Source organism: Synechococcus sp. BL107 (assembly GCF_000153805.1).
GTDB lineage: Bacteria > Cyanobacteriota > Cyanobacteriia > PCC-6307 > Cyanobiaceae > Parasynechococcus.
In genome coordinates this window covers 564,715-590,232 of record NZ_DS022298.1, presented here as the reverse complement: position 1 = coordinate 590,232, position 25,518 = coordinate 564,715, and the positions used below count along the sequence as shown (strand labels likewise).

28 protein-coding genes are annotated in these 25,518 nt (G+C 59.6%); 11 read left to right on the top strand and 17 right to left on the bottom strand.

Translation table 11 applies throughout. From position 1 onward, the window contains the following. Positions 1–43 precede the first annotated feature (43 nt). On the top strand, positions 44–1,474 hold the full coding sequence (locus BL107_RS02870; protein WP_009788768.1) for an isochorismate synthase MenF: 1,431 nt from the start codon (positions 44–46) through the stop codon (positions 1,472–1,474). 10 nt (positions 1,475–1,484) lie between these two features. Here BL107_RS02870 and gshB read toward each other — a convergent pair whose 3' ends face one another. Both gshB and grxC read right to left on the bottom strand, forming a co-directional pair. After that, entirely contained in the window at positions 1,485–2,408 is a 924-nt protein-coding gene (gene gshB, locus BL107_RS02865) for a glutathione synthase (protein WP_009788767.1), read from the bottom strand. A gap of 3 nt (positions 2,409–2,411) precedes the next feature. Further along, entirely contained in the window at positions 2,412–2,669 is a 258-nt protein-coding gene (gene grxC, locus BL107_RS02860) for a glutaredoxin 3 (protein WP_009788766.1), read from the bottom strand. Between the two features lie 76 nt (positions 2,670–2,745). Here grxC and prfB point away from each other — a divergent pair. The 6 genes from prfB (at position 2,746) to BL107_RS02835 (ending at position 6,451) form a co-directional block, all read left to right on the top strand. Beyond that, positions 2,746–3,874 (top strand): peptide chain release factor 2 gene (prfB, locus tag BL107_RS02855; protein ID WP_156779483.1). Its coding sequence is split into 2 segments (ribosomal slippage): positions 2,746–2,820 and positions 2,822–3,874, totalling 1,128 coding nucleotides; the frame shifts between segments, so codons are not numbered across the junction. A 6-nt stretch (positions 3,875–3,880) separates the two neighbouring features. Beyond that, positions 3,881–4,057, top strand: coding sequence for a DUF3285 domain-containing protein (locus BL107_RS12130; RefSeq protein WP_009788763.1), 177 nt, complete (start codon positions 3,881–3,883; stop codon positions 4,055–4,057). 3 nt (positions 4,058–4,060) lie between these two features. Next, positions 4,061–4,603 (top strand): rRNA maturation RNase YbeY, encoded by a 543-nt coding sequence (ybeY, locus tag BL107_RS02850; protein ID WP_009788762.1) that lies wholly within the window; start codon positions 4,061–4,063, stop codon positions 4,601–4,603. A gap of 66 nt (positions 4,604–4,669) precedes the next feature. After that, the gene (locus tag BL107_RS02845) at positions 4,670–5,071 is read left to right on the top strand and encodes a diacylglycerol kinase family protein (protein WP_198002352.1); all 402 of its coding nucleotides are present in this window, start codon (positions 4,670–4,672) and stop codon (positions 5,069–5,071) included. Between the two features lie 28 nt (positions 5,072–5,099). Beyond that, positions 5,100–5,693: an aminodeoxychorismate/anthranilate synthase component II gene (locus tag BL107_RS02840; protein ID WP_009788760.1), complete on the top strand. Its 594-nt coding sequence runs from the start codon at positions 5,100–5,102 to the stop codon at positions 5,691–5,693. Positions 5,694–5,728: 35 nt separating this feature from the next. Then, on the top strand, positions 5,729–6,451 hold the full coding sequence (locus BL107_RS02835; RefSeq protein WP_009788759.1) for an MBL fold metallo-hydrolase: 723 nt from the start codon (positions 5,729–5,731) through the stop codon (positions 6,449–6,451). A 57-nt stretch (positions 6,452–6,508) separates the two neighbouring features. On the opposite strand, the gene BL107_RS12850 is transcribed toward BL107_RS02835, so the two are convergent. Further along, positions 6,509–6,667, bottom strand: coding sequence for a hypothetical protein (locus BL107_RS12850; RefSeq protein WP_009788758.1), 159 nt, complete (start codon positions 6,665–6,667; stop codon positions 6,509–6,511). 781 nt (positions 6,668–7,448) lie between these two features. Between BL107_RS12850 and BL107_RS02830 the strand changes: the two genes are divergently transcribed. Continuing rightward, positions 7,449–7,721, top strand: a complete 273-nt coding sequence (locus BL107_RS02830; protein ID WP_009788757.1) for a DUF3104 domain-containing protein — start codon at positions 7,449–7,451, stop codon at positions 7,719–7,721. Here the strand turns inward: BL107_RS02830 and BL107_RS02825 are convergent. From BL107_RS02825 to mnmE, 9 genes are all read right to left on the bottom strand, one after another. Further along, positions 7,718–8,698 (bottom strand): asparaginase, encoded by a 981-nt coding sequence (locus BL107_RS02825; RefSeq protein WP_009788756.1) that lies wholly within the window; start codon positions 8,696–8,698, stop codon positions 7,718–7,720. The genes BL107_RS02830 and BL107_RS02825 overlap by 4 nt on opposite strands. Next, positions 8,695–9,798, bottom strand: coding sequence for a histidinol-phosphate transaminase (locus BL107_RS02820; protein ID WP_009788755.1), 1,104 nt, complete (start codon positions 9,796–9,798; stop codon positions 8,695–8,697). The genes BL107_RS02825 and BL107_RS02820 overlap by 4 nt, the downstream gene beginning before the upstream one ends. After that, positions 9,795–9,956, bottom strand: coding sequence for a hypothetical protein (locus BL107_RS02815; protein WP_009788754.1), 162 nt, complete (start codon positions 9,954–9,956; stop codon positions 9,795–9,797). The genes BL107_RS02820 and BL107_RS02815 overlap by 4 nt, the downstream gene beginning before the upstream one ends. A 94-nt stretch (positions 9,957–10,050) precedes the next feature. After that, complete coding sequence (locus BL107_RS02810; RefSeq protein ID WP_232192730.1) at positions 10,051–10,236, bottom strand: hypothetical protein; 186 nt, start codon at positions 10,234–10,236, stop codon at positions 10,051–10,053. A 2-nt stretch (positions 10,237–10,238) separates the two neighbouring features. Then, positions 10,239–11,747 carry a glucosyltransferase domain-containing protein gene (locus BL107_RS02805; protein ID WP_009788752.1) on the bottom strand — a complete coding sequence of 503 codons (1,509 nt, stop codon included), beginning with the start codon at positions 11,745–11,747 and terminating at the stop codon, positions 10,239–10,241. After that, positions 11,744–12,067, bottom strand: coding sequence for a hypothetical protein (locus BL107_RS02800; RefSeq protein ID WP_009788751.1), 324 nt, complete (start codon positions 12,065–12,067; stop codon positions 11,744–11,746). Before BL107_RS02800 ends, BL107_RS02805 begins: the two co-directional genes overlap by 4 nt. Then, positions 12,067–13,839 (bottom strand): arginine--tRNA ligase, encoded by a 1,773-nt coding sequence (argS, locus tag BL107_RS02795; RefSeq protein WP_009788750.1) that lies wholly within the window; start codon positions 13,837–13,839, stop codon positions 12,067–12,069. Before argS ends, BL107_RS02800 begins: the two co-directional genes overlap by 1 nt. Before the next feature lie 48 nt (positions 13,840–13,887). Next, positions 13,888–14,727 (bottom strand): carboxylating nicotinate-nucleotide diphosphorylase, encoded by an 840-nt coding sequence (gene nadC / locus BL107_RS02790; RefSeq protein ID WP_009788749.1) that lies wholly within the window; start codon positions 14,725–14,727, stop codon positions 13,888–13,890. A gap of 25 nt (positions 14,728–14,752) precedes the next feature. Then, positions 14,753–16,108 carry a tRNA uridine-5-carboxymethylaminomethyl(34) synthesis GTPase MnmE gene (gene mnmE, locus BL107_RS02785; protein ID WP_009788748.1) on the bottom strand — a complete coding sequence of 452 codons (1,356 nt, stop codon included), beginning with the start codon at positions 16,106–16,108 and terminating at the stop codon, positions 14,753–14,755. Positions 16,109–16,170: 62 nt separating this feature from the next. Between mnmE and BL107_RS02780 the strand changes: the two genes are divergently transcribed. Then, positions 16,171–16,659 carry a DUF2062 domain-containing protein gene (locus tag BL107_RS02780; protein WP_050749822.1) on the top strand — a complete coding sequence of 163 codons (489 nt, stop codon included), beginning with the start codon at positions 16,171–16,173 and terminating at the stop codon, positions 16,657–16,659. Here the strand turns inward: BL107_RS02780 and BL107_RS02775 are convergent. Together BL107_RS02775 and BL107_RS02770 are read right to left on the bottom strand one after the other, a co-directional pair. Continuing rightward, the gene (locus BL107_RS02775) at positions 16,617–18,053 is read right to left on the bottom strand and encodes a YdiU family protein (RefSeq protein WP_009788746.1); all 1,437 of its coding nucleotides are present in this window, start codon (positions 18,051–18,053) and stop codon (positions 16,617–16,619) included. The genes BL107_RS02780 and BL107_RS02775 overlap by 43 nt on opposite strands. 10 nt (positions 18,054–18,063) lie before the next feature. Continuing rightward, entirely contained in the window at positions 18,064–20,394 is a 2,331-nt protein-coding gene (locus BL107_RS02770; protein ID WP_009788745.1) for a bifunctional (p)ppGpp synthetase/guanosine-3',5'-bis(diphosphate) 3'-pyrophosphohydrolase, read from the bottom strand. 20 nt (positions 20,395–20,414) lie between these two features. Here BL107_RS02770 and BL107_RS02765 point away from each other — a divergent pair, with 20 nt between their 5' ends. Beyond that, positions 20,415–22,055, top strand: a complete 1,641-nt coding sequence (locus BL107_RS02765; protein ID WP_037987962.1) for an ABC transporter ATP-binding protein — start codon at positions 20,415–20,417, stop codon at positions 22,053–22,055. A 27-nt stretch (positions 22,056–22,082) separates the two neighbouring features. Here the strand turns inward: BL107_RS02765 and BL107_RS02760 are convergent, their stop codons facing one another. From BL107_RS02760 to BL107_RS02750, 3 genes are read right to left on the bottom strand one after another with little or no spacing between them, the layout of a single operon-like run. Continuing rightward, positions 22,083–23,102 (bottom strand): RluA family pseudouridine synthase, encoded by a 1,020-nt coding sequence (locus BL107_RS02760; RefSeq protein WP_009788743.1) that lies wholly within the window; start codon positions 23,100–23,102, stop codon positions 22,083–22,085. Next, positions 23,099–23,977 carry a ribosome biogenesis GTPase YlqF gene (gene ylqF, locus BL107_RS02755; RefSeq protein WP_009788742.1) on the bottom strand — a complete coding sequence of 293 codons (879 nt, stop codon included), beginning with the start codon at positions 23,975–23,977 and terminating at the stop codon, positions 23,099–23,101. The genes BL107_RS02760 and ylqF overlap by 4 nt, the downstream gene beginning before the upstream one ends. Beyond that, complete coding sequence (locus BL107_RS02750; protein WP_009788741.1) at positions 23,974–24,171, bottom strand: hypothetical protein; 198 nt, start codon at positions 24,169–24,171, stop codon at positions 23,974–23,976. Before BL107_RS02750 ends, ylqF begins: the two co-directional genes overlap by 4 nt. 85 nt (positions 24,172–24,256) lie before the next feature. Here BL107_RS02750 and pgk point away from each other — a divergent pair, with 85 nt between their 5' ends. Then, positions 24,257–25,462, top strand: a complete 1,206-nt coding sequence (pgk, locus tag BL107_RS02745; RefSeq protein WP_009788740.1) for a phosphoglycerate kinase — start codon at positions 24,257–24,259, stop codon at positions 25,460–25,462. The last annotated feature ends 56 nt before the right edge of the window (positions 25,463–25,518 follow it).

The following is a 25,518-nucleotide window of genomic DNA, read 5'->3' as shown; positions in this document are numbered from 1 at the left end:
GGCCCATACATTTGAGCAGTACCTCGGCCCAACGACGCAACAGATGTCTGCTGATCTGAGTTTCAGCAACCTGATTGCCACCGCCCAACGGGGCTGGCTTGACCGACAGCACGACGACGGGCTGTTGAGTTTGGCCCTGCCATTGGACGGCATCGATCCGCTCAGGGGCCTGCCTCAGCTGGCTGTTGACCACACATTCCGCGTGCTTTGGGACAGCGCACCCGGCCTCTGCTTTGCCGCCGCCGGCCACTGCCAGCAGCTCGAATTGGCGGGTGCTCGACGCTTCGAACTCGCCCAACGATTCGCCGACCTGAGCTTGAGTCGGCTCACAGACACCAAGACCGACACGCCAGCCCAAGCAAGACCCAGGGTGTTGCTGTCGTTTCAATTTTTTGATCAAACCAGTGAGCGCGACCACAACACCCACGGCTGCCCATCCGTGCAGGCCGTGTTGCCCCGCTGGCAACTCAGCCGCCAAGGGCGACGGGGCTGGCTTCGCTTAAACGGTGTCGTAAGCAACGCCGCCGAAGCCCGTGAACTCGCCGAGCAACTGTGGTTGAAGCACCTCGACCTCCAAAACAGAGAATCCGACCAACCCAAACCAAGCTCGGCAATTCAACTGGACACCCGCGACAGCAGCTCCTGGCAACAGCGCTACGCCAGCGCCCTGGAGCGTGGTTTGGATTTGGTCAATGGCGGTGAACTCCACAAATTGGTTCTGGCGGTGCGCCAATCGTTCGATGTGGGAACAAGCTTCGATCCCTTGCCGCTCCTAACCCGTTTGCGGCGTCAACAGGCCGGCAGCTGCCGCTTTCTTTGGCAACGCAAAGCGGACGATGTGTTCTTTGGCGCTTCCCCAGAACGGCTCTTAAGCCTCCGCGGCGGTTTCCTCCGCAGCGATGCCCTCGCTGGCACCGCCGGACCAGGGGACGACGGCCAGCAATTGCTCCGCTCCGACAAAGACCGACGAGAGCATGAACTGGTGGTGGAAACCATTACCGACCAACTCCGCGAAAGCGGTCTGTCTCCCTGGCGCCGGCCCCAGCCCCAGCTGGCACGCCATGGGCGCCTCACCCATCTCCACACACCCATCACTGCCGCTGCGCAAGGCAAGTCGGTTCTGGCACTCGCCGAACAATTACACCCCACCCCTGCCGTTGCCGGACTACCCCGCCGCGAGGCGATGGCCTGGTTGCGAGCGCTGGAGCCGTTTGAGCGAGGAAATTACGCCGCACCGATCGGCTGGATCGACAGCGCTGGAGATGCCGAACTCCGTGTTGCAATCCGTTGTGGCCACGCCCAGGGACGTCGTTTGGATCTCACCGCAGGGGCTGGTCTCGTCCGCGGCTCCATCGCCGAGCGGGAGCTTCAGGAAGTGGGCTTGAAGCTCGCCGTGCTCGCCGACCAGCTCGCTCTGGGGTCGACAGAATCGCCCCAGCTCAACAGCAGGCCTCTAAGAGAATCTGTTTTTTAGCCAAGGACAACTAAAGGGCGTGATGCAGCCGTTCGATCGTTTGATCGGCCAAGGGTTGCTGCATGAGGCGTTCCACTTCCCGCACACCCGTGGGACTGGTGACATTGATCTCACTCAACATCCCAGCGATCACGTCGATGCCGACAAAGAACAAGCCTTCTGCCCGCAGCGCGGGGGCTAATGCAGCACAAATCTGCCGTTCGCGATCGGTGAGTTCCGTCGCTTCCGCCTGACCGCCGACGGCCAAATTGCTGCGGAACTCTCCCGCCAGAGGGCGGCGATTCACCGCCCCCAGCGGTTCGCCATCCACCAGCAGGATCCGCTTGTCACCGTCCGTCACAGCAGGCAAAAACGCCTGGGCCATCACTGGCAATCGCTCTTGCTCCGTGACCAGCTCCAACAACGCCTTAAGACCAGGCGCTTCAGCATTCACTCGGATCACACCCAAGCCAGCCCGACCTCCGAGGGGCTTCAGCACCACCTCTCCTTGCTCCTGGGCAAAGGCTCTGAGCTCTGCCACCCGTCCGGACACGGTGGTAGGAGCCATCCAACGGCAAAAGCGCAACGCACCAAGCTTTTCGTTCCATGCCCTCAGGGCACTCGGGCGGTTGAGCACCCGCACACCGGCACGTTCTGCCACCTCGAGCAGATGGGTGGCGTACAAATACGCCTCATCAACGGGGGGATCTTTGCGCATCCAAATCACGTCAAAACCTGTGAGGCACTGACGTTCACTGGCACCAATCGTGATCCACGGTTCCGTGGTGACCGGAAGCGCCATCGCCAACGGTTCATCGCCTCGGGCAATCAAATCTGCAGGCGTGCATGCCCACACCTCATCACCAGCCCGCTGCGCGGCCTGCATCAAGGCCGCTGACGAGTCTTTAAGCGGATTGATCTGCTGGAGCGGATCCAGCACAAACAGCTGACGCATGGATCAAGCGTTCAAAAGGGAGTCGAGCTTTCCGGCTCTCTCCAAACCATGCAATTCATCACAACCACCCACGTGGGCGTCGTTGATGAAGATCTGAGGAACACTGCGGCGCCCGTTGCCACGAGCCGCCATGGCATCACGACCAGGCTCATCGCCGTCAACACTGATTTCCGTGTAGGCAGCACCCTTTCCATCCAGCAGTGCTTTGGCACGAATGCAGAACGGACAGGTGCGCCAGGTGTAGATCTCAACCTTGGCCATAACAAAAAAAGCACCGCTGCAGCGACTCTATGCAGCAAATGCGCTGATAGCTTCAGAGTTGATTAGGGCCGAGTCCTTGCTGGATCTCACCGACTTCAAGCGCGACCTGTCTGAGCTCACTGACCGCCTGGGCCATGCCCAGGACTGTCTTTGACGTACCTGCACTGAACGCTAGGCAGCAGGATCTCGAACAGCTCGCCGCACAACCAGACTTCTGGAACGACCAGCAAAACGCCCAAAAACAAATGCGTCGCCTCGATGAGGTGAAGGCTCAGTTAAAGCAATTGGCCGACTGGCGCAGCGCCATTGATGACGCCAAAGCGACACTCGAGCTGTATGAGCTGGAGGCGGATGAAGACATGCTGGGGGAAGCACAGCAGGGCCTCACAGAACTGCGTCAGGGGCTCGATCGCTGGGAACTTGAACGGTTGCTGAGCGGTGAGTACGACAAAGAAGGCGCCGTCCTGAGCATCAATGCCGGCGCCGGCGGCACCGATGCTCAGGATTGGGCCCAAATGCTGCTGCGCATGTACACCCGTTGGGCCGAAGACCACGACATGCGGGTGACCATCGACGAGATCAGCGAGGGAGAAGAAGCAGGAATTAAAAGCGCCACCATCGAAGTGGAGGGCCGCTACGCCTATGGCTACCTCCGCAACGAAAAGGGCACCCATCGATTGGTCCGGATTTCTCCGTTTAACGCCAACGACAAACGTCAAACCAGTTTCGCCGGCATTGAAGTGATGCCCAAGCTTGAGGAAGACGTCGATATCGACATTCCTGACAAAGATTTAGAGGTGACCACATCGCGCTCCGGTGGTGCCGGTGGTCAGAACGTGAACAAGGTGGAAACAGCCGTTCGCATCCAACACTTACCCACTGGCCTGGCCGTGCGCTGCACCCAAGAGCGCTCACAACTGCAGAACAAAGAAAAAGCCATGGCTCTGCTGAAGGCCAAATTGTTGGTGATTGCCCAAGAGCAACGGGCCGCTGAAATCGCCGATATTCGTGGCGACATCGTGGAAGCCGCCTGGGGGAACCAGATCCGTAATTACGTGTTCCATCCCTATCAAATGGTGAAAGACCTGCGCACTCAGGAGGAAACGAACGATGTGCAAGCGGTGATGGATGGCGCACTTGACCCGTTCATCGACGCATCTCTGCGGCAAGGTGTCGACCGACCCGGCGACGATGCCGACAGCTGACCACCCATGAGCACCGAGTCCAACCAGCCCACCACTCCGCCGCCCAGCTTCGTGAAGCAAGCGATGCGCAACATGGTGCGCAAGGGTCGTCAAAGCTTGCTCCACTTCGGCCTTACTGCCGTTGGATTCTTGGGTTTCATCACCCTGGTGGCTTGGTTAGGCCGGCCAACCTTGCCTCAATAGTCCATGGAGCTAGACCTCTCCCTGGATGCGAGTGGTGTCGGGATTCCTGGACCACTGAATGGGACCTTGTTGACCCATGCAACCTGGGTATCGGTGTTGCAGCAGTGGATTGAGTTCATCCGTTCCAACCCAGATCTGTCTTGTCCTTCCGTCGTCCGGCAAGCACCAGAGGTAAGCCTTGGATTGCGTTTTACCGACGATGCAGGAATCACTGAACTCAACAGCGAATGGCGGCAGCGATCAGGCCCCACCGATGTGTTGTCCTTTGCAGCCCTCGACGACACACCCGACTGGCTCGAGGGCGCCGCAGTAGAACTTGGCGACATCATCGTGTCGCTCGACACCGCTCAACGACAGGCCCAAGACCACGACCACAGCTTGGGCTATGAACTGCATTGGCTGATCAGTCATGGCCTCCTCCACCTCTTGGGCTGGGACCATCCCGATGAGCGAAGCCTCAGGGCAATGCTTGACCTTCAGGAGCGTCTTCTCGACAGTACGGGTAACGTTCTGCCTAAGGACAAGCGTCCTGTGGAGATCGAGTGAGTGCTGATGCGTACAACAACAGGCCGGCACCGCTCCACCGATACAGCACCTGATGAGGTTGCAGTGATGGCCCGTTCCCTCCGACATGGAAGTTGGCGCATCGCTGGGGATCTTCCGGCCAGCTTCCGTTACGCCGCCCAGGGATTGGGCTACGCCTTCGCCACCCAACGCAACTTCCGCATCCATGTGCTGATCGGTTCGGTTGTGTTTGCGTTGGCGGGCTGGCTTCAGCTGGATCTGATCCGACTAGCCGTGCTGGTGCTGACAGTGACGGCCGTTCTTGTGCTGGAGCTCCTGAACACGGCCATGGAAGCGGTGGTCGACCTTGCCATTGGCAGGAGATACCACCCCCTCGCCCGCATTGCGAAAGACTGTGCAGCAGCCGCTGTTCTCACAGCCGCGATCAGTTCGATGCTGATCGCCACGTTCCTGCTCCTGCCCCCCTTACTCCTTCGCCTGGGGCTTTAAGCCTCACCCTTTCGCCACCTCTTTGCTGATGTTGCTGGTCATTGATAACTACGACAGCTTCACCTTCAATCTGGTGCAATATCTCGGCGAACTCGCCCCGCAGCATCCTGTGGCTGCTGATCTCAGAGTGGAGCGGAATGACGCCCTAAGCCTCGCGGAGATTCGTCGACTGAATCCCAAAGCGATTCTCCTGTCCCCAGGCCCTGGCGATCCAAACCAGTCCGGTGTCTGTCTGGATGTTCTAAAGGAACTGTCTCCAACCACTCCCACCTTGGGGGTGTGCCTTGGCCATCAGGCCCTCGCCCAGGTCTTTGGAGGAACGGTGGTGCGTGCTCCTGAGCTGATGCATGGCAAAACCTCACCGGTTTTGCATCACGGTGAAGGGGTGTTTGCAGGCCTCCCCCAGCCCCTCACAGCCACCCGTTATCACAGCCTGGTGGCAGATCGAGACAGCCTGCCGGATTGCCTCGAAGTCACCGCGTGGCTTGCCGACGGCATGGTGATGGGTTTGCGGCATCGGGACTTTCCCCACGTGCAGGGGGTGCAGTTCCATCCGGAGAGTGTGCTCACAGACTCCGGGCACCAACTGCTCGCCAATTTCTTGAAGGAAGCAGCGAGTTAACGCTGTTAGCTTCAAACTCAACTTTTGAATCTCGCATGACCCTCCTGCGCTCTGCTGTGATCGCCGCCGCGGGCATGGCGTTATCTCTTCAAGGGGCCGCCCATGCCGGCGGGGGCGCGACGATTACCAGCTACGGCCAGCGGGCTCTTTTGATCCAGGGAGGAGGACAGTCCGTACTGCTAAACCCGTATCAGGCTGTTGGCTGTGCAGCAGGACTTCCAGAGCCTCGGGTGAATGCAGGAATCATTTTGGCGAGCTCTCAGCTCGCCGATGAGGGGGCACGGGACATCGCCGGTGGCCGATATTTGGTAAAGCCAGGGGCCTATCGCATCGGTGGTCTCAACCTCGAAGGCTTTGGCAGTCCACACGACCGAATGGGCGGTCGACGTTTTGGAAATGCCACCATCTGGCGCTGGTCACAGGGGGGCTTGAACTTTGCCCATCTCGGTGCCACGGCTGGCCCAATCTCCGGCGCTGATCAGGTGTTGCTTGGACGGCCAGATGTACTGATCCTTGGCGTTGGCGGGGGCAGCAAAATTTTTGATGGAGATGAAGCCGCGGCCCTTGTGAACGAGCTCAATCCCAAGCGCGTCATCCCCGTGCAATACGTGATTGGCGACCCTCCTGAGGGCTGCGATCAAGGCGGCGTGCAACCCTTCCTCGATGCCATGGCGGGCACCACGGTTCGCAAGGTGGGGCGCTCCATCTCGCTTCCGGGTCAGCTCGATGATTCAACGGTGGTCACCGTGATGCAGTGACCGTGATGCAGTGACCGTGATGCAGTCACCGTGATGGAGTGATTGCACTGAGGCCCATCAGCCAAAGGCGTAGAGCACCATCTCGAGGGCACCCAAACCAACGAGGAACGTACCTGCCAGCAATCCAAGGTCCTTACGGGAATTGGCCATGGCGAGATTGGGAGCTCCAACCAGAACTGTTCCGCCAAACCTAAAGAAAAAATAAAGACTGGACATGTTGTTTCGTGACAAGCCCCATTCAGAAATGTAAACCGACTGCGTCGCAGGGCTTTTTGAAGAGATTCAGGCGAACACAAGCACCCTTTCCGCCCATGCACTTCTTCGCAGTCAACACTCTCAAACGCTCCTTTGGCTTTGATTTCAGCCTATGGGCAAGCCAGTGAGAAATGTCTCCGCGCACACCACCACTAGCGTGCAACCAAAAAAAAACCTGTCGCAAGGACAGGCCGAGTGATGGGGGGTCTCACATTAACGCCCTTAAACACCAGATGCAGCGGTTCAATAACAGTGAATCAGAGCTTTTCTAAACTTCACAAAAAGAGTCCAGATTCTTGAGTGAATCAAAACTCACACCACATAAAGAGATTTTTGATTACTATTGCTTCAACACCACAAGATGTGGTGCAAAAGGCCGGGTGATGGGGATCGTCCAGGCATCTAATAACCGCTTCATAAGTGAAGCGGTTTTTTAGTGCTCAATGCTTGTTTTATACCCAGCAGCTCAAGGGAGGTCCATGGCAGGACATCACGACACAGTCAGCTTCTGAGCTGCACCTGGGGGCCTTGTCGTCTTTCACAGATACGCAATCGCCTCTTTTCAGCCGCAAATAGCCCATAACCGTTGAGATTGAGTGATTTCGCTCTCCCCTCTACGTCCATTCCTTGGCCATGAATGATGTGGAGGTGCAAACCGTTGACCACCAAACAACCCATAGGTAGAACGCTTGTACTCATTCAGGGTGGCATGAGCGTTGGTGGTGTAAGCGTTCCATCAGACATGACGTCTGCTGCGAAGCAAAAGCGGCTCTTGGCGCTCCCCGTGCAAGCAGGCGATGTTGTGATCGTCTGGGCGACCCAAGAGGCGAAATCGACTCAATCAAAAGATTGGTGGATGGGAGAGGTGTTGCGTGTGGAAGACCTGTCCATGGATGGCGATCCATCGCCCTTGCTTCAAGTCGCTGACGTCGACACAGGCATGGTCTGCCTCGTGGAATGCGCTCAGGTGCAGCGCGTGCGCATCCCGATTCATGCGCCCATCACGACGTCCTAAGCCGCTTCACATAGGGACGCCAAACCCTGCTGATCCAACCCCGCAATCAAAGCCAGCAACAGCAATATGCGCGCTTTCTGCGGGTTCAGGCCACTCGCCGGCAGCAATCCAAACTGGGCTTGATCCGCATCGCCATAGACCGGGCCAGAACCGCAGCGGTTCGAACGCAACATCAGAGGCAAGAGGCGATCCCAGGCTCGTAAGGCCGAACGCTCTCGCTCGGACAGCTGCCCTGCTCCAGTTCCCGTGAAGACCAAACCCTGAACGCCAGCTCCTAGGAGAGCCGAGATCCAATCACCCGAAGGCTCCACGCACCCGTAGACGATCGTCACCCATGGCCAATCATTGGGCAGCTGGATCTGGGCCAAAGGCTTTGGACGCCCCGCCTCCGCGGACGGAAGATGGACGCCGGCATCATCCACCCAACCCAAAGGACCTGAATCAGGACTCGCAAAGGCACTCACCCCTTGGGTTGCGATTTTGGTGACCGCCTTTGCGCCATGGATCTGACCATCCATCACCACCAAGACCCCCTGGCATCGGGCCGCAGAGCTCACCGCCACCTGAATCGCCTGGTACAAGTTCAACGGCCCATCAGCACTGAGGGCCGTGGCCGGACGCATCGCTCCCACAAGCACCACGGGACGGGGATCGTCGATCAACAGCTGCAGCAACCAGGCGGTTTCCTCCAGCGTGTTGGTGCCATGGGTGATCACCACCCCGGCCAGCTCTGGATCCGCCGCAAAGGCGTCACGAATGCGCTCCACGAGCGCGCGCCAATGTTCAAACAGCAGGTCGGCGCTGTCGACATTGGCGACCTGCTCGACGCTGATCGTCGCCAGATTCTGCAGCTGCGGCACCGCCGCGAGCAGGGCATCACCCCCCAGCACTCCAGCGGTGTAGTCGTTCAGCGTTGCACTGTCGTCTGCAGAGCCGGCGATGGTGCCGCCAGTGGCCAGCAGCAGCAAGCGGTTCATCGCTCCAGGGGGTAAAACCCCTCCATGAAGCGCTGCATCTGGCTGGTGGTGCCGATGCTCACCCGAAAACAACCATCAATGAGGGGCTTGCCCGCCATCGAACGCACCAGGATTCCCGCCTGCCGCAACGCCGCATCCACCTCCGCCACCGGGCGCTGGGGCCAGATCAGCAGATAGTTGCCGCCATCGCAGTGGTGGCGCACGCCAGCATCCCGCAGCGCATTGAGTGTCCAGTCGCGAGCCCGCAGCACCTCAGCCACGTAGGCATCCACATACGACTGATCCGCCAAAGCGGCGAATGCTGCTGCCACCGCCACACTGTTCACGTCGTAGGGCCCCGTGACCCGGCCAATCCGATCGATCACAGCAGGATGCCCAACGGCGAAGCCGATGCGAAGCCCAGCCAATCCGGCTGTTTTTGCCAACGACCGCAACACCAACAGATTGGGCGTAGCTTCGAAATCAGCAGTCGGCAGCACGCTGTCGCCCGTAAAGGCTTCGTACAGCTCATCCACCACCACCAAGGTGTTGGGGGCTGAAGCCGCCAAAGCGATCACCTGATCCGCTGGCAACCGCGTGCCGGTGGGGTTGTTGGGATTGCAAATCAAAAGCAACCGTGGCGTCTGCGCACGCAAGGCCGCTTCAATCCCCTGCAACGGGAACGCAAAAGCATCACCCTCGTAGGGGATCGCCTCAATCACCATCCCTTGCATCCGAGCGCAAGGGGCGTAATACCCAAATGTGGGAGCTGTGGTGAGCAGTCGATCTCCTTGATCGCCATAGGCCTGAAACACGGCATGAATGGCCGCATCAACCCCGTTGAACAAACCCACCTGATCGGGCTGCAAGCCACTACGGCATTGGGTTTCCAGCAGGTTTTGCACCACCGCCTCGCACAATCCCTCGTATTCGGGATAGATCGAAATGTCTTCGGCGCTGAAATTCCGCACCGCTTGAGCCACTAAAGGGCTGGGTCCAATGGTGTTCTCGTTGAAATCCAGCCTTAAAAGTTCCCGACGCCCTTCCAACGGAGCGCTATAAGCCTGCAGCTGCTCGACAGCCGCACGAGCCGGAGGCGGAGCGGAACTGTTGGGGTTCACAAGAGGTTGGCTTTCGAAGCGAAGTCTGGCAGGGCTGTCTTGGAAAGGCTGATTTGAACAGGCCCCCGCACATTCAGCAGCACCGCCAGCACCATCTGCGATGCATCAAAGCTGTAAGACAGGTTTTCGATGAAATAGGGCGAGCCGAACAGGAACATGCAAGCCAGGGGAGCAGCCCAGGGTTTGGGATGTTGAAACAAGCGAGTGAACAACCAACTGGTCCAGCGGACTGGTGAGCACCGTGCGCGGTGCTCACATCAAGAGCAGCTGACTGACGAAATCCGCGAGGGGGCGTCCATTCTCACTCCAGCCATAGGAACCATTCAGAGACCGACCCAAATCATCGAAATAAAGCGGTGCGTGCAAGCCCAACGGCACCACGATCAGTGCAGCGACACCGATGGCGACCGCAAGGGCACGGCGATCGGTCGAAGACAACATCAAGAGTCGTGGAAGTGAACCACAAGGGTTTTCCCTTCTTTGGCCAAGCTGTAGAGCGATGTCGATGCAATCGGTTGAGGGGTACCGATGTCCTCAGGCTGCAGCATCTTGAACGGCTTACGGAAGCCCTGATGTTTCAAGCCGATATGCCCCCACCAGTTGCCCTTCACGGGCTTCACCAGGCGCTTGAGGTAAGGAAAGGTCCGGAAGGTGTTGTCCGCCACCGGCGCCCGCGGTGTTTTCCCCGTGATCACCACACGATCGAAATCAGCGTTGCGGAGTCCACGCTGCTGCAGGGTTTGGGTCAGCGACTGCAGCACCTGTTGATTCAAGCCCTGCTGCGCCGCCTGAGCATTGGCATAGGCATAGGTGATCGTGATGCAGGCCCACGCCGCCGCTACCAACACGAGCAACACCCCACGGTTCCACCAGCCTCGCCAACCCTTCCGGGTGGCAATCAAAGCGAGGCTGGCCATCACGACGCCAATCCCCACAAAGGTGCGCGGTTCAAAGATTGGTCGACTGAGCAGCAGAGGGAGTCCATGGGATAGGGCGACAATCACCAACACAGCGAGTGTTCCGAAGCCAACCGATCTGGCCGGCTGCCATCGCATCGCCCCAGGCCTCAATGCCTTTTGCCTGCCCAAGCAGGCAGTGAGCAACGCGACCAGAGCAGCAATGAAAAAAACCAAACCGGCCTCGGTCTCCCGCCAGTCGTCATGCAGGGTGGAGAGATAACGGCCACTGTTTTCCACCAACACAGCTGGAAGATCACCAAGCGGAGGCAAAGCCGAGTGGTAAGCCGCGTAATCCTTCAGCTCCAGTTGACTAAAAACTCCGTACTTGTAAATCAACAAGGCCAACACCTGACAGGCCACCAAGTCGGCGAAAACCCTCCAGCCAGATCGCCCTGTCGTCCCATCGGGGAAGAGCAAAGCCATCAACACGACGATCCAAAACGCAGAATTGGCCGGCTGATACGTGGCCAACGAGCACACCCCGAGCGCCACTGCCGCAATACGAGAGCGGGGGCCTGAGCACAACACCAGGCATGCACCAGCCCCTAGGCATAGGAGTACCGCAAACACCATCAACGGTGAATCGAAGGAGTACGACAGGGTCTGCAATGCGTAGGGCTGACCAAACAAAAAAATGGTCGCCAAAGCTCCGGCCCAGGCCGCGCGATGTCCAACGATGCGGCACAGCAACAAACTCGACAGCGCCATGCCCGGCAGACAGAGCAGTTGGCCCAGCGGACTGGTGAGAACAACGCGGTCGGAGCCCAGCATCAGGGTTTGGTAGATCAGCTCCGCCAAGGGACGACCATCTTTCGACCAGTCGTAAGAGCCACTGAGCGAACGCCCGAAATCGTCGATAAACATCGGCACCTTCAGTGCCAACGGCACCACGAGCAGCAGACCCACCCACAAGGCCGCCACCAACTGCCCGCGATCCCGTGACGTGAGGGACCAAAACGAAGCGGAATGCTCCGAAGCAGCGATCGTCATGGGTTCACCTCTGGTGCCTTGAACATCTCCTGAAGGCGTCGCCCCTGGAAAGCAACATCCATCAAGGCTGACGACCCAATCGAACGCAGCGCGCCCATGTTGTCGTCTCGATCACGATCAGATAAAGGGCGACCATCCCTGGCCCAGGAATGCATGCCGTTCACCGCCCGCTCAAAGTCGTCTTGGTAAAGCGGCACACACAGACAAATGGGCAGAACCAGCACCACAGCCGTCACCAATGCGGCCCCCAACTGGTTCCATTCCGATGTGTTGAGTTGCCACTTGGACAGCCACTGAGGCTGCTCCGGCAGACCCTGCATCACATCCGCTCCAGCGTTGGAATCCCTAAAAGCGCCAAACCACATCGCAACGTATCGGCCGTATGACGGCAGAGGGCCAAGCGAGATGCCAATGCAGAGGGTTCCGCTTTGAGCACAGGAACCTGGTCGTAAAAACGGTTGAACACCTGACTGAGTTCGAACAGGTAGCTGCAGAGGCGATTGGGTAAGAGCTCGTCTTCCACCTCGACAATCACCCGATCAAATTTGAGTAGCTCCCGCACCAAAGCCCACTCTTGGGGTTCGCTGAACTGCAAGGCAGCGTTGGACACGCCGAGATCTCCACCCTTGCGAGCAATGCCAGCAATGCGGACCACCGCATACAACAAATAAGGCGCAGTATTGCCCTGCAGGGCCAGCATCCGATCGAAGGAAAATTGATAGTTGGTGAGACGGTTTTGGCTGAGGTCGGCGTACTTCACAGCCGCCAGACCAACGGTGGTGGCCACATGGGAGATGAACGCATCGGACTCGGTGCGCTCCTCCTCCTGCAAGCGCGACCGCAGATCCTGTTCCGACCGCTCCACCGCCTCATCCAATAGATCTCGAAGCCGCACGGTGTCGCCGGCGCGGGTCTTGAGCTTTTTGCCGTCTTCCCCTTGCACCAGCCCAAAGGGCACATGCTCAAGACGGGCCTCAGCGGGAATCCAACCCGCCCGTTCCGCCACCTGAAACACCCCAGCAAAGTGGTTGGCCTGGCCTGCATCGGTCACGTAAATCACCCGTTGCGCCGCATCCCCCGCAGGCGACGATGCAAACCGGTAGCGAATGGCGGCGAGATCCGTGGTGGCGTAATTGAAACCACCATCACGCTTCTGCACGATCACAGGCAACGGATTGCCGTCTTTGCCCGTCACGCCCTCAAGGAACACGCACTGGGCATCGTCGTCGGTCACCAGTAAGTCGACCGCTTTCAGGCCCTCCAGCACCGCCGGCAAATAGGGGTTGTAGAAAGATTCGCCTCGTTCGCTCAAGCGGATATCAAGCCGGTCGTAGAGCTTCTGAAACTCACGACGGGATTGGTCGCACAGCAGGCCCCAAGCCTTCAGCGACACGGGATCCCCCCCCTGCAACTTCACCACCTCGTCGCGGGAGGTGGCCTGAAAAGCATCGTCGTCATCAAAGCGTTTTTTTGCTTCGCGATAAAACGCGACGAGGTCTCCCAAGTCCACCGCATCGGCGGTGTCCAAGGTTTCAGGGGCCACCTGCTTGAGGTGAGTAATCAGCATCCCGAACTGGGTGCCCCAGTCGCCCACATGATTCAGCCGCAACACGGAATGGCCGCGAAACTCCAACACCCGCGCCAGGGAGTCGCCAATGATCGTGGAGCGCAAGTGTCCAACATGCATCTCCTTGGCAATGTTGGGACTGGAAAAATCCACCACGACGGGTGCCGCATTGTCGACGGCGGGAACGCCAAGACGATCGGTGCCTAAGCGTGCGGCAAGCTCCTCCGCCAGCCGCTCCGGGCGAATGGTGAGATTAATGAAGCCTGGACCTGCGATCTGCGGCGCCAAACAAAGCGCATTGAACGCCTCATCGCCGCTGAGCTGGTCCACGATCGCCGTCGCGATCTGACGCGGCGGCTGCTTCAAAGGTTTGGCCAACGGAAGCGCACCGTTGGCCTGAAAATCGCCAAATTCCGGCTTACTTGCTGCTGCAAGTTGCGGATCCAACGTGGCTTCCGCATCCGGAAAAGCCCGTTGCATCGCCGCCCGCAGCTGGGCATCCAGGGTCTGGGACAGGCTGAGCATGTTCAGTGCAGGGCCGGGAGGATCCGGCTCTGATCATCGCCTGCCGTTTCAACTGAAGCGCATGCTCAGATCCAACCAGCGGCTGCGGGTCATCGGGGCACTGGTTGAGATCAGGTCGATCCCAGTGGCGGCAAAGGCACGGAGTTGTTCGGGCTGCACCCCAGACGCCTCCAGCACAACACCGCCCGGAGCCAGCTGGCGCAAGCGCGGCACCAATACCTGCAGCTGCTCGGGGCTGAACTCATCCAGCAACACCCCATCGGCCCCGGCTTGCACCGCTTCACAGGCCTGCTCGCCCGTTTCCGCCTCCACAATCACCCGACATGGCCAGGGCGCCTGATGGCGAACCGCGTCGATGGCAGCAGTCATTCCCCCAGCCCAAGCGAGGTGGTTTTCTTTGAGCATCGCCGCATCATCCAAGCCCATGCGGTGGTTGCTGCCACCACCACAACGGACGGCATATTTCTCGAACATGCGCAGCCCCGGCGTGGTTTTTCGGGTATCGGCCAATCGAACCCCAGTGCCATCCAACTGCGCCACCAACTCCCCGGTCGCCGTCGCGATTCCAGACAGGCGCATCGCCAAATTGAGGGCAGTGCGCTCCCCAGCCACAAGGGCGGTGGCGGGGCCCTCAAGCTCCAGCAGACGCTGCCCAGGCTGTACGGGCTCTCCGTCGGCCACCAGCAACTGAACCTGGCAGGCGGGATCTAAGCGTTCGAAGAGCTTTTGCACTACCGGACCGCCACAGAAGCGGCCCGACTGTTTCGCCAGCCAATGCGCCGCCGCCTGCTGCCCCTGCAGAGCAACCGCTGTTAGATCGCCGCGGCCGATGTCTTCATCCAACCAACGATCCAAAGCACGGCTGATTGCCGGGGCCTGCCAGTCCACAGCTCAATACGTCGGGCCCTTGAGCCTATTTCCCGATACAAAAACGGGAGAAAACGCGCTCCAACACGGCTTCCGTGAGTTCTTCTCCGGTGATTTCACCAAGGCCACGGATCGCCTCACGCAGATCAATGGTCCAAAAATCCCAGGGCAATTGTTGTTGTGCCACCTCGTGACTCCGCGCCAATGCCGCCGCCGCCGCGGACGCCAAATCGCGCTGACGGGTATTCAACGACAGCACAATTGCGGCCGCATCCCCAGCGCCACATCGTTCAAGCAACACCTGAACCAAGGCGTCTTCGCCGGCTCCATTGAGGGCTGAGAACTGCACATCTACCTCTCTCGGCAAGGGTGGACCATCGAGATCGGACTTATTCGCGACAACAACGCGGGGGACGGCGTTGGGAATGCGCGCCAGCAACTGGGCGTCGGTCTCGGTCCAACCGGCGTGACCATCCACGATCAGCAGCACGAGATCAGCCGACATCAACGCTTCCTCACTGCGCGCAATTCCGAGCTGTTCCACGGCATCGTTCGTGGCACGAATCCCGGCCGTGTCCATCAGCGTGATTGGCACCCCATCTAGAACGATTTCGCTCTCCAACAAATCGCGCGTGGTGCCGGGCAGTTCGGTCACAATCGCCCGCTCCCGACGGCTGAGGCGGTTCAACAACGAGCTTTTTCCAACATTGGGTCGCCCCACTAACGCCACCCGTAGGCCATGCCGGAGGGCATCCCCCCGCTCCCCATCCGCCACCAAAGCCAACAGCTCGGTTCGCACCGCTTGCAGTTCGTTCAACAAGGCAGTGCCATCGAGCGGCGGCAGGTCGTCCTCGAAATCAACCCGAGCCTCGAGCTCTGTGAGCTGGTCCAACAACCGCTCCCGCAAGGCCGTGATTCGAGCCTGAATCCCACCGTCGAGTCCGGCCATCGCGAGATCGGCAGCCCGCCGACTTCGCGCCGACACCAACGCACTCACCGCTTCCGCCTGGGTGAGGTCGAGGCGGCCATTCAGCACTGCCCGTTGGCTGAACTCTCCCGGCAAGGCCCGCCGCACCCCGGGCTGCTCCAATACCCGCTCCATCACCTGCTGCACCGCCATCACCCCGCCATGGCAATGGATCTCCACCACATCTTCCCCGGTGAAACTGCGGGGGGCGCGCATCAACAAGAGCAGCACCTCATCCAACCGACGTTGGCCATCAACCGCCATCACATGGCCATAGAGGATCCGATGGCTGCCCCACTCCTGACGACCAGGACATCGGACGACCGCTTGACCAACCTGCTCAGCCACCGGCCCCGACAACCGGATCACGGCAATCCCCCCCTGCCCTGGTGCCACAGCCGTAGCGACCGCAGCAATGGTGTCGAGACGAGGCACAGCGAAGGCAGGGTGTGTAACTCCATACCTAGGATCCGGACCTCTTTTGATTGCAAGTGCTGATGCGCCGGCTGCTGCGAGCCAGTCGCCACCGACTCCGACGGAGTCTTCACTGGCTTTGGGCGCAAGAGGGAACTCCTGGACAACGTGCCCGCGGCCTAGCTGCAGGGGTGTTTTGTGGCTGCTTTCCCTTTTTCGGCTTGCAAATCGTGGTGAGCGTTGGCGTCGCCTCCCTGTTGAAGGGCAACCATTTACTGGCCGCCGCCGGAACATTGGTGAGCAATCCACTCACCTATATCCCGCTGTATTGGTTCAACTACTTGGTGGGAGATCAACTGCTGGGCCCAAGCGCTGGCGCGGACACTCTCAGCTCGATCAACCGCAGCAACCTTTGGCTCCAGGGTTGGGACTTCACCCAACGCATTTTGCTGGGGTCGAGTCTGGTGGGCCTGATCTTGGCGGCCGTGAGTGGCCTGGTGGCCTACAAACTCTTTCAGCGCCGCAGCATTCAGCCATCTCGCCCCATCACGGTGTCTAACCAGTGGCCATAGGGCGCCCAATCGTCATGCTGATCAATGGCCTCCCAGAGGGTTTCGATCAACGGCCGCGTTGGGGGACACGACAGATTCCAGCGCTGTAAGCGCTGGATCACATCCGCTGTCGAGCGTTGTTCGATCCACCAGGCATCTCGCCAGGCCTGCCAGACATCCCGCGGCGGCGCAGGCGCGTCCAGAACAAATGGCTCTAGAGCGTCCGCTTCCTCCGGCAGTCCTTGCGCAACGACACGTCGACACAACGACGCAAAAAAGTCGCCGTACCCCACCGGCCAAGCCGCGAGTAACGCCAAGGCATGGCGCACCACCGCATCATCTCCAGCCTCAGGCAAGCCCAACCGACGCCGTATCCGAGAGCAGTAGTGCTGGCTATAAACCTCGGCAAATCGCTCGAGCCGTTCCTCCATCACCTCCCGGGGGAGCAGCAGGGCGAGGGGCTCTTGCAGCATTTGCAGATTCTTCCGACAAATTGCAGGCTGACGACCGTAGGCGTACAACCCGGTCTGGTCGAAATAGGCCGCAGTGAAGGACGGATCCCAACGGTCGAGGAAGGCAAACGGCCCGTAGTCGAAGCTTTCGCCAACCAACGACATGTTGTCGGTGTTGAGCACCCCATGGACGAAGCCCGCCGCCATCCACTCAGCCGCTAAGCGCGCCACCCGCTCGACAAGCTCGCCGTAAAAGGCCAAGAGTTGACGCTGCAGTCCAGCGCGATCGCCAGCGCCAGCGGGATGGGCTACCGCAATCTCGGGGTAATACACAGCCACCACATGGCACAGCAATCGCTCCAAGCCGGGGGCATCACCCAGATACAGGAGTCGTTCACAGGTGCCAAAACGCAAATGGGTACGCGCCATACGCACCATCACCGCGCTTCGCGTGGGCGAAGGCTCATCACTGCGATACAGATCCTCCCCGGTTTCAATCAAGGAGACGGTTCGACTCGTCGTGACGCCCAGTCGATGCAAGGCTTCCGAGGCGATCACCTCCCGTACACCTCCCTTCAAGGTGAGTCGTCCATCGCCACCCCGGCTCCATGGCGTCGTTCCCGAGCCCTTGGTTCCGAAGTCTTGAAGCTGGCCATGGCGGTCTCGCAGCTGCCCGTAGAGAAAGCCCCGACCATCGCCGAGTTGGGGGTTGTAGTTCCCAAACTGGAAGCCGTGATAGCGCAGGGCCAGGAAGGGAACCCGGCCTTCAAAGCGTCCGAAGGCCTGCTCTAGATCGGTATCCGAAATCTGCTGGGACTCCACCCCCAACTGATGCAGCACAGCATCGTTCCGAAAGCGCAGTTGCGTGCGCGGAAACTGCGCTGCCTCCACCACATCCCAATACGCCGCACCCAACGATTCGATCGAACCCTCAAATGGCAACGCCAGTAAAAGGTTGCTCAAGCAATGCTCCTCAACTCACCCCGATCCGCGCAATATCGATCACATCAGCCATCGAGCGGATCTGGGAGAGAGTGCGACTCAACTGATCAGCACCCTGGAGTTCCACACGTAGATCAATACAGGCCGGCCGACCAGTTGCCGTTTTCACCCGCGCATCACTGACGTTGATCCCCCCGTCGGAGAGGCGCATCAGGATGTCTTTCAAGATGCCCACGCGATCAATCGCCTCGATGCGCAACTGCACCGGAAAGTTCTGGCGGTCGCCATCGGGCTTGGGATTCCAGCGCACCGGCAAGCGCCGTTCCCGCGGGATCGACTCCACATTGGTGCAATCCTGCCGATGAATCGTGATGCCGTGATTGCCAAGGGCAACGGTGCCCACGATCGCCTCACCCGGCAACGGACTGCAGCAACCACCGAGGCGATAGTCCAATCCCTCAATCCCCAAGATGGCCCCCGCTCCACGGCGATGGGGCTGAGCCGACTCCTTGGGTGCCACCAGAGCGAGAGCGACCTCTTCATTGCTGAGGGGCTCCTCCTCCTCTTGCGCCTGCAGCCTGATTTCCTCACGGAAGCGGTTGAGAACCTGCTGCAGCGTCACCGCGCCAAATCCCAACGAAGCCAAGAGGTCTTCCGTGGTGACGACATTGCAGCGCTGGGCTACGCGCACCATGGTGTCGCCGTTCAAAAGAAGATCAAAGCCGTCGCGGCCAAGCTCCCGTTCCAACAGATCTTTCCCCCGCTCAATCGTTTCATCTCGATGGCTGCGCTTGTACCACTGGCGGATCCGATTGCGGGCGGTGGGCGTGGCAACAAAATTGAGCCAATCCAGGCTGGGGTGCGCGGTCTTGCTGGTTAACACTTGAACGAAATCACCGTTTTGCAGCGGGGTCGCCAAGGGACACAGCCGATCATTCACGCGCACACCATTGCAATGGTTGCCCACCTCGGAGTGAATCCGATAGGCAAAATCAACGGCGGTGGCACCTTTGCGCAAACCCACCACATCACCTTTGGGCGTAAACACAAAAACCTCCTCATCGAAGAGGTCTTCTTTGATCGACGAGAGGTAGTCGTTGTGGTCGTCATTGCCACCCTCCTGTTGCCAATCCACCAGCTGCCGCAGCCAGTTGAACCGTTCCGCATCACTGCCGCAACTGGCGGGTGAGCCGCCCTCCTTGTATTTCCAGTGGGCAGCAATCCCAAATTCGGCAACCTGGTGCATCTCCAAGGTTCGAATCTGTACCTCGATCGGTCGATGACGACCAATCACCGCTGTATGCAGCGACTGATAGCCATTCGGCTTCGGCAAACCGATGTAGTCCTTAAACCGTCCAGGAATCGGGCGAAACGTGTCGTGCACCACAGCCAAGGCGCGGTAACAGGTCTCCACGCTGGGCGTCGTGATCCGCAGCGCTGCCACGTCGTAGATCTCGTGGAACGCCTTTTGTTGGCGCTCCATTTTGCTCCAGATGCCATAAAGATGTTTGGGCCGACCACTCACCTCACAACCCTCAAGGCCGGCGCGCTGCAACCGTTCATTTAATAAACCAACGGTGACCCCCAGCCGCTGCTCCCGCTCACTGCGCTTGGTGGCCACCTCTTGCTGAATTTCCCGAAAGGCCTCGGGTTCCAACAACTTGAACGCCAGATCCTCAAGCTCCCATTTGAACCGTCCGATACCAAGACGATTGGCGAGGGGGGCATAGATCTCGCGGGTCTCCCGCGCAATCCGTTGACGCTTTTCCTCCTTGAGGGCACCGATGGTGCGCATGTTGTGAACCCGATCCGCCAACTTCACCAACACAACCCGAATGTCACTGGCCATCGCCATAAACATCCGGCGCAAATTTTCGGCTTGTGCCTCGGTGCGGTCGTTGAAATGAATGCCACCGAGCTTGGTGACCCCCTCCACCAGCTCACGCACTTCCGAGCCGAAATGCGCTTGGATCTCCTCGAGGGATACGTCGGTGTCTTCCACCACATCGTGAAGGAAACCCGCAGCGATCACCGGAGCACTGGCGCCGATATCGCGCAGCAGATCAGCCACCGCCACGGGATGAACGATGTAGGGATCGCCACTCGCCCGGAATTGCCCCTCATGCAGCTGAAAACTGAAGTCGAAAGCCGACACCAGCAACGCCTCTGGATCGGTCGGACAACTTTGACCCGCTCCTGGCGGCACGTTGGCAATGCATTGCCGCAGCCACTCGGGCAAGACGATCTGATAGTCCTCTGGATTTCGAATCGGACGCTGCCTTAATTCCGGCAAACCGCGCGTGAACAATGCCGAGCCCTGACTGGCTCTTTGTTCATCCGGTGTTGAGGCGGCGTGTCGCATCCGGCCCGGCGGGTCATTCCATGGTATGCAGAGCTGGTCCTTCCGTCTCCCCGTCCGTCCGCGATATGGCACGGCCAGTTTTGGAGCTCAATCAGCTGAAGTTGCGGTATCCCGGCAGCGAGAGTTGGACCCTGAATGGACTGGATCTGTGCCTAGAAGCCGGAGAGACCCTGGCGTTAGTGGGGTCGTCTGGATGTGGCAAAAGCACGGTGGCGCGGGCGGTGATGCAGCTGCTTCCCATGGGCACCACCTGCGAAGGGGGGTTGAAACTCACCGGACAAGACCCGCGCCAACTGAATCGCCCCGCCCTGCGTCAGTTGCGCGGACAAGCGGCTGGTTTGGTGTTTCAAGACCCGATGACGCGGCTGAATCCGCTGATGCCCGTGGGAGAGCATCTGCTCGACACCTTGAAAGCGCATCGATCCTCCAGCAGTGCCCAATGGCGCAAAACGCGGGCGCTCGACCTGTTGGAACGCGTTGGCATCGGTGCGCAACGGTTCCGGGCCTATCCGCATGAGCTCAGCGGAGGCATGCGGCAACGCTTAGCCATCGCCCTGGCCATTGCTCTCGAACCGCCGCTGCTCATTGCCGACGAACCCACCACAAGCTTGGACGTGGCCGTGGCTGGTCAGGTGATGGCGGAGCTGAGTGGACTCTGCCGTGAATTAGGCAGTGCCTTGCTGCTGATCAGCCATGACCTCGCCATGGCCTCCCGCTGGTGCGAGCGCATGGCGATGCTCGATGGGGGGCGCCGGGTGGAAGAGGGCCCAAGCCACCAACTGCTCACGCAGCCACAATCCGCGGTGGGGAAGCGACTTGTCGCTGCGGCCCTGGCGCGGGAAGGGGGGCAATCCCCGGAACGTCCAAGCAGCGAACCCGTCCTGCGGGTGGATGCGATGCGCTGCTGGCATGGCATCGGTGGCATGCCTTGGTCGCCGGTGTGGCTCAAAGCTGTCGACGATGTGAGCTTCGAGCTCCTCGCCGGCGAAAGTCTTGGGGTGGTGGGGGCATCGGGATGCGGCAAAAGCACGCTCTGTCGGGCTCTGATGGGGCTGAACAGCATCCGCGGAGGACAAGTTCACCTGCTTGGACAAGATCTACTGCGCTTGCGTGGACCGTCGCTACGGGTTGCTAGACGGGCGATTCAAATGGTGTTTCAAGACCCACTGGCCTGCCTGAATCCAGCCCTGAGCGTGGCGGATGCCATCGCCGATCCGCTGCTGATCCATGGCCTCTGCTCAAAGGCGGCTGCCCGGGAGCGAGCCCGAAGCCTTCTGGAACAAGTGGGTTTAAGCCCGGCTGATCAATTTCAAAACCGCTTGCCAAAACAGCTCTCGGGCGGCCAACAACAACGGGTGGCGATTGCCCGCGCTCTGGCTTTGGAGCCCAAGGTGCTGATCTGCGATGAAAGCGTGAGCATGCTCGACGCCGAAGTTCAAGCGGAAGTGTTGGACCTATTACGGCAGCTTCAACACAAGCTTGGGCTGGCGATGATTTTTGTGACCCACGATCTGAGCGTGGCCAGTGGCTTCTGCCATCGCGTCATCGTCCTCGACCATGGGCACATCGTGGAAGAGGGTCCGGGCGATCGCATCTTTCAGGCGCCCCAGGCGGCGATTAGTCGCACCCTGGTGGACGCCTGCCCTCGACTGCCGCGTTGAACCAATCAGCAGAGGGCGCCGATTGATCTAACCGGCGGATGGCGCCCCGGAGCGTCGACGTAACACCAGCAACAACTTCTCCATCACGGGGGGCAATGGTGCCTCAAACACCATGCGCTCTCCTGTGATCGGATGGTCCAATCCCAACTGCACAGCATGCAAGGCCTGGCCGGGAAGATCCACGGGAAGTTTGCGACAACGGCTGTAGGTGGGATCCCCCACCACGGGATGATTGATGTGGGCACAATGCACCCGTATCTGATGCGTTCGACCCGTATCGAGCTTGAAGCGCAGGAGGGAATAATCGCCAAAACGTTCCACCAAAAACCAGTGGGTGCGGGCATAACGCCCGGATTCATCACTCACCACGGCATATTTTTTTCGGTCGACAGGATGGCGACCCACCGCACCAATAATCGTTCCACTATCGCCATTTGGAACCCCATGAACCACAGCAAAGTATTCCCTTGAAGCCACCCGTTTCTGAATCTGAACCTGCAGTTTTACAAGGGCTTCTTGAGATTTTGCGACAACAATGCAGCCGCTTGTGTCTTTATCCAGCCGGTGCACAATTCCCGGGCGTAATTTCCCACTAATGCCAGGAAGATCGGGGCAATGGTGAAGCAATCCATTCACCAATGTGCCGTCTTTATTACCCGGAGCTGGATGCACTGTGAGCCCAGCCGATTTATTCAGCACGATGATGTGCTCATCCTCAAAGAGCACATCAAGATCCATCGGCTGGGGCCTTAAGTAAGGCAGTGGCTCCGGCGGGGGCATCCACAACTGAACCTGATCACCCTCCCGAAGTGGTGTTTTGGCCTTTCCCTGTTTGCCATTGACGCGCACATAACCAGCATCAATAAATTTTTGAATCCGAGCACGGCTCTGCTCCGTGCGTTGGCTTACCAACCAGCGATCCAGCCGCATCGGAAGCGGCTTCGGGTAGGTGAGCGTCACCAACTCCCCCTCGCCTTCCCCGAACGTGTGCGTAAACACTTCCTCTGGCAGGGGAGGTCGTCCTTGGCCCTGTTCCGACGACGTCAACGGTTGAGAAGCTCCGGCAATTCCAAGGCGATGTTGCCTAGGGCGGATTTACGAAAGTCATCCAAAAGCCGCTGCGCCATGCGGGCGGTGTCGTTCGAGGTGTGTCGCGCCGCAGCCGCCTCGAGCCAATAGAGGGGGTCAAGGGTCTGACCGGCCACAGGAATGCCGTACCGCGTTTCCAACACACTGAGCACCACCCCAGATGCCTTTCGTTCCGACGAATCAATCAACAGCTGCAAAAAGGCCTGAGCCACCAACTCGCCGTTGTAAGCCGCCTGGCCAATGTCATCACAGAGGGCAAGGTGCAAGGCGGCCTGTTGATCATCCAATCGGGGTGGAAGAACACCTGGAGCATCGAGCAGATCCAAGTCCTGGCCCAGCCGCACCCAACGCAGGGTGCGGGTGACGCCCGCCCGCCGGGCACTGGCGACCACCTTTTTTTTCACCAATCGATTGATCAAGGCCGATTTACCAACGTTGGGAAAACCGAGGGTGAGGGCACGCACGGCCCGCGGGCGCATCCCACGATTTCGACGCCGCTCATTCAGCTGATCCCCAGCCCGGATCGCCGCCTGCTGCACTTGCTTCACCCCAGTACCGGCCTTGGCATCACACCAAACCGTGCGCTGACCTTTGGCCTTAAACCACTGCTCCCAGGCCGCCCATGCCTCCTTGGTGACCATGTCGCGCCGGTTGATCACCAACAAATGCTGCTTCCCTTTCAACCAACGGTTGAGATGGGGATGGCCTGTGGCCAAAGGAATACGGGCATCACGCACCTCAATCACCAGGTCAACCTTTTCGAGGTTGCGCTTGAGCTGCTGCTCCGCCTTGGCGATGTGGCCGGGATACCACTGAATCGGAGGTGCACTCACGACATCACCCGAACGACGGTGCACCCACGGTGGCTGTCGAAGTTCACGCCGCGAATGCTCATCAGGATCACCCTCCCATTCAACGCGTCCGCCAGATGCGGCAACACCAAGGCTTGATCAGCGATTTGATTCGGCGGAAGGCTCTGATCCATCAGGAAACGAGCTAGCGCCAACGGAGCTAGCCACAGCTCCATCTGGGCCTACATCGCGTGCTAAGGCGTTCACAACGCGAAACACAGGTTAATCTCTCGTCGATTTCTTACCGCACGAGACAACCCTATGGCGAAGCGTTCCCTGGCCAGCCTCAATGCTGGCGACCTGAGCGGCAAACGCGTCCTCGTGCGGGTTGACTTCAACGTTCCCCTTAATGATGCCGGTGCCATCACCGATGACACCCGCATTCGCGCAGCGCTGCCCACCATCAACGACCTCGTTGGCAAGGGCGCCAAGGTTGTGCTCTCGGCTCACTTTGGTCGCCCCAAGGGTCAGGTGAACGACGCAATGCGCCTCACACCGGTGGCCGCACGCCTGAGCGAGTTGCTCGGCAAAACCGTCACCAAAACCGACAGCTGCATTGGCCCCGACGCCGAAGCCAAGGTGGGTGCGATGGCCAACGGCGACGTGGTGCTGCTTGAAAACGTTCGCTTCTTCGCTGAAGAAGAGAAGAACGATGCAGGCTTCGCCGAGAAGCTGGCTGGCCTCGCCGATGTTTATGTGAACGACGCCTTCGGCGCCGCCCACCGTGCCCATGCCTCCACCGAAGGCGTGACCAAATTCCTCAAGCCGAGCGTGGCCGGCTTCCTGATGGAGAAGGAGCTTCAGTACCTGCAGGGTGCCGTCGACGAACCCAAGCGTCCCCTCGCCGCCATCGTTGGTGGTTCGAAGGTGAGCTCCAAAATCGGTGTTCTCGAAGCCCTGATCGACAAGTGCGACAAGGTGTTGATCGGCGGCGGCATGATCTTCACCTTCTACAAAGCCCGCGGCTTGGCCGTTGGCAAAAGCCTCGTGGAAGAAGACAAGCTGGAACTAGCCAAAGAGCTGGAAGCCAAGGCAAAAGCCAAAGGTGTGGAACTGCTGCTGCCCACCGACGTGGTGCTGGCCGACAACTTCGCCCCAGATGCCAACAGCCAAATCGCCGACGTGACGGCGATCCCCGACGGCTGGATGGGACTGGACATCGGCCCCGATGCCATCAAGGTGTTCCAAGCCGCCTTGGCTGATTGCAAAACCGTGATCTGGAACGGCCCGATGGGCGTGTTCGAGTTCGACAAATTTGCTGCCGGCACCAACGCCATCGCCACAACCCTGGCTGAAATCGGTGGCAAAGGCTGTTGCACGATCATTGGTGGTGGCGACTCCGTCGCCGCTGTGGAGAAAGCAGGGCTCGCCGAGAAGATGTCGCACATCTCAACCGGTGGTGGCGCCAGCCTGGAATTGCTCGAAGGCAAAGTGCTGCCTGGCGTTGCAGCCCTCGACAACGCCTAAGCGATCACCAACAAACGACAAGGCCAGCAATGGCTTTGAGATTGGCCCCCAAATGG

Bases quoted from the DNA above. Each gene is read 5' to 3' on its own strand.
- BL107_RS02870 (WP_009788768.1), top strand. From the start codon at position 44: ATGTCTGCTGATCTGAGTTTCAGCAACCTGATTGCCACCGCCCAACGG.
- gshB (WP_009788767.1), bottom strand. From the start codon at position 2,408: ATGCGTCAGCTGTTTGTGCTGGATCCGCTCCAGCAGATCAATCCGCTT.
- grxC (WP_009788766.1), bottom strand. From the start codon at position 2,669: ATGGCCAAGGTTGAGATCTACACCTGGCGCACCTGTCCGTTCTGCATT.
- BL107_RS12130 (WP_009788763.1), top strand. From the start codon at position 3,881: ATGAGCACCGAGTCCAACCAGCCCACCACTCCGCCGCCCAGCTTCGTG.
- ybeY (WP_009788762.1), top strand. From the start codon at position 4,061: ATGGAGCTAGACCTCTCCCTGGATGCGAGTGGTGTCGGGATTCCTGGA.
- BL107_RS02845 (WP_198002352.1), top strand. From the start codon at position 4,670: ATGGCCCGTTCCCTCCGACATGGAAGTTGGCGCATCGCTGGGGATCTT.
- BL107_RS02840 (WP_009788760.1), top strand. From the start codon at position 5,100: ATGTTGCTGGTCATTGATAACTACGACAGCTTCACCTTCAATCTGGTG.
- BL107_RS02835 (WP_009788759.1), top strand. From the start codon at position 5,729: ATGACCCTCCTGCGCTCTGCTGTGATCGCCGCCGCGGGCATGGCGTTA.
- BL107_RS12850 (WP_009788758.1), bottom strand. From the start codon at position 6,667: ATGTCCAGTCTTTATTTTTTCTTTAGGTTTGGCGGAACAGTTCTGGTT.
- BL107_RS02830 (WP_009788757.1), top strand. From the start codon at position 7,449: ATGACGTCTGCTGCGAAGCAAAAGCGGCTCTTGGCGCTCCCCGTGCAA.
- BL107_RS02825 (WP_009788756.1), bottom strand. From the start codon at position 8,698: ATGAACCGCTTGCTGCTGCTGGCCACTGGCGGCACCATCGCCGGCTCT.
- BL107_RS02815 (WP_009788754.1), bottom strand. From the start codon at position 9,956: ATGTTCCTGTTCGGCTCGCCCTATTTCATCGAAAACCTGTCTTACAGC.
- BL107_RS02805 (WP_009788752.1), bottom strand. From the start codon at position 11,747: ATGACGATCGCTGCTTCGGAGCATTCCGCTTCGTTTTGGTCCCTCACG.
- BL107_RS02800 (WP_009788751.1), bottom strand. From the start codon at position 12,067: ATGCAGGGTCTGCCGGAGCAGCCTCAGTGGCTGTCCAAGTGGCAACTC.
- argS (WP_009788750.1), bottom strand. From the start codon at position 13,839: ATGCTCAGCCTGTCCCAGACCCTGGATGCCCAGCTGCGGGCGGCGATG.
- BL107_RS02780 (WP_050749822.1), top strand. From the start codon at position 16,171: ATGCGCCGGCTGCTGCGAGCCAGTCGCCACCGACTCCGACGGAGTCTT.
- BL107_RS02770 (WP_009788745.1), bottom strand. From the start codon at position 20,394: ATGCGACACGCCGCCTCAACACCGGATGAACAAAGAGCCAGTCAGGGC.
- BL107_RS02765 (WP_037987962.1), top strand. From the start codon at position 20,415: ATGGTATGCAGAGCTGGTCCTTCCGTCTCCCCGTCCGTCCGCGATATG.
- BL107_RS02750 (WP_009788741.1), bottom strand. From the start codon at position 24,171: ATGGAGCTGTGGCTAGCTCCGTTGGCGCTAGCTCGTTTCCTGATGGAT.
- pgk (WP_009788740.1), top strand. From the start codon at position 24,257: ATGGCGAAGCGTTCCCTGGCCAGCCTCAATGCTGGCGACCTGAGCGGC.